The following is a 220-nucleotide window of genomic DNA, read 5'->3' on the forward strand; positions in this document are numbered from 1 at the left end:
TTCGATGAGGTAGGGCTTCCGGTTCCTACGTTCATCACCAAATCGCCGGATAGTGGTAGGTGTCATTATGGCTATATGCTTAAAGCCGGTGTCTGCAAAACTCAACACGCAAAGCTGAAGCCATTGAAGTATGCAGCAGCCGTAGAAGCTGGCATTGCTGGGAAGTTAGCTTCTGATCGTGGGTTTGCCGGACTGATTACCAAAAACCCACTGCATAGCC

Annotated in this window: 1 protein-coding gene; it reads left to right on the forward strand. The window is 49.5% G+C overall.

The window, feature by feature from the left end; genetic code table 11:
- Nucleotides 1-220, forward strand: a 220-nt coding sequence (locus tag RRF55_RS28870; RefSeq protein ID WP_439419427.1) for a replication initiation protein, incomplete at both ends; no start/stop codon positions are given.

The sequence above is a fragment of the Klebsiella sp. K47 genome, assembly GCF_051858335.1.
Lineage (GTDB): Bacteria > Pseudomonadota > Gammaproteobacteria > Enterobacterales > Enterobacteriaceae > Klebsiella > Klebsiella pneumoniae.